Genomic DNA, 6,040 nt, shown 5'->3' with positions numbered 1-6,040 from the left:
ACAATCTTTACGAAAAGAGCCTAAAAGTAAAACGCAGTTAATGGATTGGGTGCGAAAATATCAAGATACTGACGGTTTTTTTAAGACTCAACGGGAAAAAGCAGCGGTAACAAGGGCTAAAAAAAACTTGAAGGGGCCGGTTTCTCGTAAAAAAAATTCGATAGCGTGGAAGAAGTATTGGAATACTAAGGCCCAGGTGCCTTACTTAAAAAAGCAGTATCCAAATCTATCAGGAGGTCTCCTTTTTCAGACGATTATTGAAGGACTACATTCTCCATTCAAAGTAATCTGGCTTATTGTCATTGCTCAGTTAAATCGCTCCAGGAATACTCAAAGACAATTCCGTCTTTCAAAGGACGATAAATTCGTGAACGGATACAACAGATTAACATATAGCACAAGGAATAAGGTTACCTTCGCATGACAATTATCCTTACGAGAAAATGCTTTTTTGTGAACCACAAAAAAAGAGATGTATACGGAACAGATTAAGGATTCCAATACACATCTCATGTTTATCATCCTAGGCTTCAACAGGCAGGTGCCCATCGGCAGCCACTCTTGCAAAGGAAACTGCCATGACAACGCCTGTGTCGAATCATTCTGCTCTCATTTTATATCTGAAATGTTTTATCTCAATCATTTTCAAATAGAAGAAGAACAGATTCTAGCAATTAAAATTTACATCTTTACATAACGCAAACGGTTCCAAAAACGAATGAACCATCGAGCTCCGATTGAATATCGAATCTCGATGGTTACCTAGTCTTTTTTAAACTGTCTACTTGAAGGGGGTAAGTCCAATAAGGGATCTTTTTTAAGTGTCCATTATTCGGGATACTGCAGGCCAAATGCATTCAAGGGTCTTTTTTTATAAACCTTCCTCGTTGTTTAATGCTTCTTCCCGCAAACTTTCACGCTTCACCCTGCGTTTATAGACAACTTTAGATAATGAAATACTGATTTCGTATAATAACAGCAGTGGAACCATTACCATAAAGTCTGACATAAAGTCAGGCGGCGTTATCGATATCGCAATGACAACCAGTACAAAGTAAGCATACTTCCTTAGCTTTTGAAGCACATAAGGATTAATTATTCCAATGGAGGTCAAAAACATGGTAACGACAGGAAGCTCAAATAAAATAGCAAAAGGTATCGTCATATTAAATACAAATGAAAAGTACTTATCCGCTGTAAAACTGGTTATGAACATCCCATCGCCCAATTGAATCAAAAATTGAAGAATGGTCGGGAAGATGACAAAATAACCAAAAGCAAGCCCTCCGATAAAAAGCAAGAAAAGCGCTGGAATATAGGCAAGGGTCGCCCTTACTTCATTTGGCATCAAAGCGGGTTTAACGAATAACCAGATTTGCAGAGCAATTACCGGTATCGTTGCCGCAATGGCTACGACGCCTGAGAGCATAAAGTAAATCCAGATAATATCACTTGGTCCCAATACCATCAGGTCAAAATCTAGATCCTTCACGAACCATTTATAAATCTCTTCTACATAAATAAAACTTGCAATAAAAAAGATGACAAAAGCAACAGCTGTAATGATGAGCCGTTTTCTCAATTCATCGAGATGATCGATAATATTTAATTCTTTATCTTCCAAAGTTGATCACGCCTTCGTCTGAAAATCCGTATCTTTGTTCCAGCAAAAAGGCGCAAGACGATTCCATCTTACGCCCAGCATTCAATCATTCATGATTTTTTTGTTGTATTTTTTTATCCTCTTCATAATCATCTTTTGTTAAGTCACTCGTGGATTTTTTAAATTCACGAAGTGTCTGTCCAAAAGCACGGCCTATCTCTGGAAGTTTCTTCGGTCCAAAAATAATTAATGCCAATATTAAGATGAGAATTAGACCAGGTACTCCAATGTTCGACATGGATACATCCCCTTTGGTGTTGTAATTATCCCTACCCCGATTATAATACCACTTCCAACCAATTGAAAGAGCACTGGCAATTCGTCATAGAATGGTAACAATTATCGACAGTAAGCCCGGCTCGACTGGGAGGTAGAATAAAATGTAAAAACATAAGTAATATTCTATCCTAATTTAACACTTTGTCCATGATTAAATCAATAAATGAAATAAATTACTGTCCTTATTGACTTCAACGAAAGAGAATCCTTTTTTGTTCATTCTTAGAATGAGACCTTCATAATCATTCTTATCTTTCAGCTCAACACCAACAAGGGCCGGCCCGCTTTCTTTATTGTTTTTCTTCGTATATTCAAAACGGCTAATATCGTCATTCGGTCCTAACACCTCATCAAGGAATTCCCTTAAAGCTCCAGCGCGTTGTGGGAAATTCACGATAAAATAATAAAGCAGTCCTTCATATAATAAGGATTTTTCCTTAATTTCCTGCATGCGCCCAATGTCGTTATTCCCTCCGCTGACCATGCAAACAACCGTTTTGCCTTTGATTTGTTCTTTGTACAAATCCAAAGCGGCTACAGATATAGCCCCTGCCGGCTCAGCGACAATCGCATGCTGATTATATAAATCGAGAATCGTCGTGCAGATTTGCCCTGAAGGAACGACAACGATATCTTCCAGGTTTTCCTTACAGAGCTGATATGTCATCTGCCCCACACACTTGACAGCTGCTCCGTCAACAAATGTATCTATGCTTTCAAGTTCAGAAACTTTTCCTTCATCAAAGGAGTATTTCATCGAAGCAGCACCAAGCGGCTCCACTCCAATGCATTTCGTTTTTGGTGAAACCGATTTGAAATAACTTGATAATCCGGCCATTAAACCGCCACCGCCGATAGCTGCAAATACATAGTCGATTCCATCTTCACAATCATTCAGGATTTCTACGGCCGTTGTACCCTGCCCTGCGATTACCTTTTCATCGTCAAATGGATGGATAAAGGAACGTTCTTCTTTTTCACAGCATTCCATCGCCTTGGCAAATGCATCATCGAATGTATCTCCAATCAGGATGATTTCCACATTATCCCTACCGAATAGCTGAACTTGATCGACTTTTTGCCTTGGTGTCGTAGCGGGCATATAAATCTTCCCGTGGATACCTAATTGACTGCATGAAAACGCAACTCCCTGTGCATGGTTTCCTGCACTGGCACAAACGACTCCATTCTTCGTCTCTTCCTCTGTCAAGCTTTTCATTTTATAGTAAGCCCCTCTTAATTTAAAGGAACGTACATGTTGAAGATCCTCGCGTTTTAAATATACATTACATTCATATTTTTCAGAGAGCCTCTGATTTTTTTGTAAAGGAGTGTGTAAAACGATCTCTTTTAGTTCTCTATAGGCAATTAGAATATCTTCCAATTGGATCCCCCTATTCATGGATGCAGTCTGATTCATAACAATACCTCATTTCCTTCCTAATCGATTCAATCATTATAGCACTTTACTGGCATTAATGTAATTGATTTTTCTAAAAATTCTTTCTTTTGTTCGTTCCATACAAAAAAATCCGATTATGGTCATTTTTCCATAATCGGATTTATCGTTTATTTTTTTTGTAGAATAATAAAATCATGTGCATATCGATTTTTTTCATCGATGCTTCCTGGGTTTGAGGAGATTTTATCCCATTCATTTTCATCAATCACGGGAAAGAAAGTATCACCTTCAAAGGTTTCATGAATTTCCGTTATATACAGGCGATCGGTAAAAGGAAGGATTTCCTTGAAGATTTCGGCTCCGCCAATAACGAATACTTCATCCCTACTGTTGTCTGCAAACGTTTTGATCTCTAAAGTATCATGTAAAACTAAACAGCCTTCCGCTTTATATTCCGGATTACGGGTAACGATGACATTTTCACGACCAGGCAGTACCCTTCCGATTGATTCAAATGTTTTTCGGCCCATGATGATTGGATGGCCCATCGTCACTTTTTTAAAATACTGCAAATCTGCCGGTAAATGCCATGGCAGTTGATTATTATTCCCGATTACACGGTTTTGATCCATAGCGACTATCAACGATATCATATGCTAACCTCACCTTTTATATGGGGATGAGCTTCGTAATTTTCCAGAACGAAGTCCTCGAAGCTAAAATCAAAGATATTTTTCACTTCCGGATTTATTTTCATGATCGGCAATGGTTTGGGATCACGTGTCAACTGCAGTTCAACTTGTTCAAGGTGGTTAGAATAGATGTGGACATCCCCAAAAGTATGTACAAATTCGCCCACTTCCAAATCACACACCTGGGCGATCATCATTGTTAATAGCGCATACGAAGCTATATTAAAAGGAACACCTAAAAAGACGTCTGCTGAACGTTGATATAGCTGGCACGAAAGCTTGCCATCAGCCACATAGAATTGAAAGAATGCATGACAAGGTGGCAAGGCCATTTCGTCCAGTTCCCCAACATTCCAAGCACTCACTATCAGCCTTCTTGAATTTGGATTCGTTTTGATTTGTTCAATCAATTCACTGATTTGGTCGATTTGCCTTCCATCAGCCGTTCCCCAAGAACGCCATTGATGGCCATAAATCGGACCTAATTCTCCCTTTTCATCAGCCCATTCATTCCAAATGCGCACGTTATTTTCCTGAAGGTAGCCAACATTTGTATCACCCTTCAAAAACCATAATAGTTCATGGATAATCGCTTTTAAACTAACCTTTTTCGTTGTAAGTACAGGGAATCCATCTTTTAAATTGAATCTCATTTGATATCCAAAGGTACTGATCGTTCCTGTTCCCGTACGATCTCCTTTTTGAGTGCCATTCTCGAGCACATGCTTACATAAATCTAAATATTGCTTCATGATAAACCACCTTTTCTTCTTTCATTCTCCTTATTTTAACGTATTATAGTCCAATGGTTAATCTAATTGTTTAATAAAATTATAAGTCTCGGGTGCTTTTTGTTTAAGTAATTGATTTTGTTCGAAATTCACATAAAACATGGCAAACGTTTCTGCAAAGTATTCCTCAGGGTAATTGGAAAAATACGATTGTCCAGGGAACAGTCCATTCACTTCCTTACCCCAAATCTTCAAGTAATCCATGTCTTCACGAATCCCACCATAAACTATATTATCAATGGAATGCCCTAACTCATGCAGTTCCAGATTTACGGAGCCATGCCCTTTACCTTTATCGCTCGCTCCGATTTTAACCAATACAGTATGAGATCCCCCCATCCCAGGCACATCATCCCAAGTTGTTTTTTTATTCAAATAACCACGCGGCGTTTTCCCCTTTAATTTAGCCGCAGATCGATTTTCAGTTAAAGAACCATTAAAGAGTTTGATCCTTACACCGCTGTCAGCAGTTTTCACTAAAAGGGAATGAGGCAATTTATCAATGGTTCCTACAATTTTCAGTGCTTCCTTTTCATCGTATTCCCCTTCTGGAAATAAAAATATTCTTTGTAATTCTTTATTATCCTTAAAAAATTCAGCTTGTCTTAAAAGGTTATCTTTGGGCAAATTCCGCCATTTTACTCCTTCATCCTTCGCTAGGGAATAGGAGAGCATTGAGAGGAGAAAGGCAAATAATGCAAGTAAAGTTAACCATTTTTTACTTTTCACAATCTTCTCCCCTTTCTTCATTTCTCATAATCGTTAAGAGTGTATATGTATTTTAAAGTCTCTGAACCTTCCACACTATTATATTAGTATAACATATTAACTTAGTGTAAAAACTCTATGTTTTTATGGTAATTTTGTCGCAGCTCTACCTTGAGAAGAACCATTTTTCCAGTCTTTTCATATATCAATAGTATATAATTGTATAAGGTTTAGGGTGATTGCATGGAAACCAATAATAAAAAAGCCAGCTTGAATGAGAACCGGGAACTTGCTGATGAAGTCCTTGATATTTACAGTTTGAAGGTGTTCATCATTCTCGACCTTTTTCTGTTCTCCATTTTCTTTGGCCTGCTACTGCATCCGCTACTCCCTTCTCTTTGGCTTACCTTCTTATTGCCTTTGCTTTTCTTCACTACATTTACCGCCCTTCTTCAATTACTTGATATTCTCCAAAAAAAAAGCAGACATCATTTTTGATGTCTGC

At 38.2% G+C, this 6,040-nt stretch carries 7 protein-coding genes and 1 pseudogene; 2 read left to right on the top strand and 6 right to left on the bottom strand.

The window, feature by feature from the left end:
* Positions 1-424 (top strand): annotated as a pseudogene (locus tag AC1DVK_RS22720) (hypothetical protein); the annotation flags it as partial.
* A gap of 447 nt (positions 425-871) precedes the next feature.
* On the opposite strand, the gene tatC reads toward AC1DVK_RS22720, so the two are convergent.
* The 6 genes from tatC to AC1DVK_RS22690 all read right to left on the bottom strand — a co-directional run bounded on the left by tatC (position 872) and on the right by AC1DVK_RS22690 (position 5,556).
* Positions 872-1,624, bottom strand: coding sequence for a twin-arginine translocase subunit TatC (tatC, locus tag AC1DVK_RS22715; RefSeq protein ID WP_089364057.1), 753 nt, complete (start codon positions 1,622-1,624; stop codon positions 872-874).
* 85 nt (positions 1,625-1,709) lie between these two features.
* On the bottom strand, positions 1,710-1,901 hold the full coding sequence (locus AC1DVK_RS22710; RefSeq protein WP_061463624.1) for a twin-arginine translocase TatA/TatE family subunit: 192 nt from the start codon (positions 1,899-1,901) through the stop codon (positions 1,710-1,712).
* A gap of 192 nt (positions 1,902-2,093) precedes the next feature.
* Complete coding sequence (ilvA, locus tag AC1DVK_RS22705) at positions 2,094-3,362, bottom strand: threonine ammonia-lyase IlvA (protein ID WP_125163544.1); 1,269 nt, start codon at positions 3,360-3,362, stop codon at positions 2,094-2,096.
* 149 nt (positions 3,363-3,511) lie between these two features.
* Positions 3,512-3,997 (bottom strand): dihydrofolate reductase, encoded by a 486-nt coding sequence (locus AC1DVK_RS22700; protein ID WP_477627431.1) that lies wholly within the window; start codon positions 3,995-3,997, stop codon positions 3,512-3,514.
* Positions 3,994-4,788, bottom strand: coding sequence for a thymidylate synthase (locus tag AC1DVK_RS22695; protein WP_061463631.1), 795 nt, complete (start codon positions 4,786-4,788; stop codon positions 3,994-3,996). The genes AC1DVK_RS22700 and AC1DVK_RS22695 overlap by 4 nt, the downstream gene beginning before the upstream one ends.
* A gap of 57 nt (positions 4,789-4,845) precedes the next feature.
* Positions 4,846-5,556, bottom strand: a complete 711-nt coding sequence (locus AC1DVK_RS22690; RefSeq protein ID WP_286141010.1) for an anthrax toxin lethal factor-related metalloendopeptidase — start codon at positions 5,554-5,556, stop codon at positions 4,846-4,848.
* 222 nt (positions 5,557-5,778) lie between these two features.
* Between AC1DVK_RS22690 and AC1DVK_RS22685 the strand changes: the two genes are divergently transcribed.
* Positions 5,779-6,033 (top strand): hypothetical protein, encoded by a 255-nt coding sequence (locus AC1DVK_RS22685; protein ID WP_061463633.1) that lies wholly within the window; start codon positions 5,779-5,781, stop codon positions 6,031-6,033.
* Positions 6,034-6,040: the final 7 nt, after the last annotated feature.

The sequence above is a fragment of the Peribacillus sp. P4_B1 genome, from assembly GCF_056402395.1.
This window is presented reverse-complemented; position numbering and strand designations above follow the sequence as displayed.